Source organism: Nitratidesulfovibrio liaohensis, from assembly GCF_011682075.1.
In the GTDB taxonomy this organism is placed as follows: Bacteria; Desulfobacterota; Desulfovibrionia; order Desulfovibrionales; family Desulfovibrionaceae; genus Cupidesulfovibrio; species Cupidesulfovibrio liaohensis.
The window spans coordinates 1-2,617 of record NZ_VSMK01000393.1 but is presented as its reverse complement, the minus strand read 5'-3'; the positions used below and the strand labels follow the sequence as shown (position 1 = coordinate 2,617).

Here is a 2,617-nt window from a genome sequence, read left to right as displayed (position 1 = left end):
TCCGCCAGGAGCCCCCAGCCGCCCGCATCCGCCCCCGCGTCGGCCTTTCACCCCGCGCCCCCGCTCCCCCCGTCTTTCGCCGCCCCCTTACCTTGTGCCGACTCCGCAACCGCACCCTCCCCCCAACCTAAAGCCCTCCGCTCCCCCGCCGATAAGGTTTCACAGGGGACAGGCGGTACCATTCTGGCACCAGCCTTGCAGCCCCAACGGCGGGAGACCCCCATCGGGAAATTTCTTCCGACGAAGAGGTGCATCATGGTCGATCTGGCATCCGGCGGCGTATACTTTTCCGGGCTCGGCAACGGCACGGACTTCTCCAAGGTCATCGACCAGATGAAGTCCATCGAGCAGATTCCGCAAAAGCGCCTTACCCTGTGGAAGGCCGACTGGCAGAAGCGTCAGGACGCCTTTGGCGAGTTGCGCACGGAAATCGCCACGCTCAAGGACACCGTGGACGCCATGAGTTCCATGAACAAGTTCCTGGTGAAAACGGCAACCAGTTCCGCAGAAACCGTGGCCAGCGCCACCACCGATTCCAGCGTGCTTGAAGGCAACTACAAGATCGAGGTGGGGCAACTGGCCTCCAGTTCCATCTGGACCTTCAACACCGCCTTCGCCGACAAGAAAACCAAGGTCAACGACTCCGGCAGCGACCAGCAGTTCGTCTACACCTACATGGGCAAGACCCGCACGCTCACGGTGCCCAGCGGCACCACCATCGACAGCCTCAAGAACATGATCAACAACGACCCCCAGAACCCGGGGGTAAAGGCCATGCTGGTGCAGAACGGCACCGGCTACACCTTCCAGTTCCGGGGCATGGATCTGGGGGCCAACGCCACGCTGTCGGTAGGTGCGGGTACCACCGTCACCGGACTTCCCAGCAATGTCGCCAACTGGAGCGTGCAGGCCAACCAGAACGCCAAGTATCGGGTCAACGGCTGGCCCGCCGCCACCTGGCTGGAATCCACGTCCAACACGTTGACCAGCGCCGTCGAAGGCATGACCATCACCCTCAAGGACGTGGGCACCACCCAGATTTCGGTGGCCACCGACACCGGCAAGATCAAGGATAACGTAAAGGCGTTCGTGGATGCCATGAACGCCGTGCGGGCGAAGATCAAGGACCTGACAGCCGTCAACAGTTCCAAGGAGGTGGACAACCCTGACAAGGCCGCGTCGCTGTACTCCATGCAGAAGGGGTCCATCCTTACCGGCAACTACGGCGTGCAACTGCTGTCCACGCAACTCAAGATGGCCACGGCGGACAAGGCCGCGGGCTTCGAATACCAGTACAAGGACGGCAACCTGCTGCGCGGCGACGTGTATTCGTCGCTGGCGCACATCGGCATCCTGACCAATGCCGAGACCAACAGCCTGAACGCCGGCCTGCTGGAACTGGATGAGGAAAAACTGGACGAAGCCCTGAAGGCCAACCCCGCGGACGTGGCGGAACTGTTTGCCGCCGACGGGCTGCCGGAGTCCGACTCGTCCGACTTCAGCTATTACTCGCACGTCAAGGGCGTGACCAAGGCGGGCATCTACGACGTGACCTACGACGTGGACGCTTCCGGCAACATCGTCAACGCCTACGTCGGCGGCAAGCGCGCCAACGTGGACAACGCGAACAAGCAGATCACCGCCATCGAGGGCGACGCCCGAGGCCTTGCCCTACAGGTCGACAACCTTTCGCAGGGCAGCTACTCGAGCCGCATACGCATCAAGGAAGGCAAGCTCAGCGGGCTCAGCGACCAGCTCAAGGACATGCTGGGCAGCGACGGCGCGCTGAAGATCCTGGAAGACAACTACCAGGGCATCATGGACGACATACAGAAGAAGATCGACAAGGAAGTGGACCGCGTCACCCAGTGGGAACGGCGCGAACGGCTGCGCTACTCGCGGCTGGAGGCCACCCTGGCCCGCTACGACGCGCTCAACAAGTCGGTGGCCAGCCAGATCAAATCGTTGTCCTCGTCCACGTCTTCGTAACCACGACAACCGGCGCGACCACGACGACCGGGGCGACCGGGGCGATCGCCATCGGCGCGCACCAGACCAACATCCCCCGCCACCACGCGGGAAACGACCACAACCCGCGGCACACTCACCGCAGCACCACGCGGGCGCATACACCGGGAGATTGCAATGCAGAAGGCCGCACACGCCTACCTACAGACTCAGGTCACCACGACCACCCAGGGCGAGCTGTTGCTCCTGCTGTATGACGGGGCCGTCAAGTTCCTGAACCAGGCCAAGGAAAAGATCGCCGAGCGCGACTACGCGGGCAAGGGCATCCTGATCTCCAAGGCCCTGGACATCGTCAACGAACTGGACGCCAGCCTGAACCTGGAAAAGGGCGGCGAACTGGCGGAGAACCTGCACAAGCTGTACTTCTACTGCTCCACCCGCCTGCTCAACGCCAACCTGAAGATGGACGTGGCGTTCATTGACGAGGTGATCAAGATCCTGTCCGGCCTGCGCGGTGCCTACGGCCAGATCGTCAATACCCCGGAGGCCATGGCCGTGGGGGCCAGCATGGCCGCCAGCCGCACGCCCGCCAACGCCGCGCCTTCGCGCGTGCCACTGCCCACCGCGCAGATGCCGCCGCTGAGCAAGC

The 2,617-nt window shown here is 63.1% G+C and carries 2 protein-coding genes; both read left to right on the top strand.

Features of this window, described 5'->3' with window-relative positions:
* The first annotated feature begins 255 nt into the window (after positions 1-255).
* Positions 256-1,989 carry a flagellar filament capping protein FliD gene (gene fliD, locus FVW27_RS12830; RefSeq protein WP_167125705.1) on the top strand — a complete coding sequence of 578 codons (1,734 nt, stop codon included), beginning with the start codon at positions 256-258 and terminating at the stop codon, positions 1,987-1,989.
* Positions 1,990-2,145: 156 nt separating this feature from the next.
* Positions 2,146-2,617: flagellar export chaperone FliS (fliS, locus tag FVW27_RS12825; RefSeq protein WP_167125703.1), on the top strand; the 472-nt coding region annotated here is incomplete at its 3' end.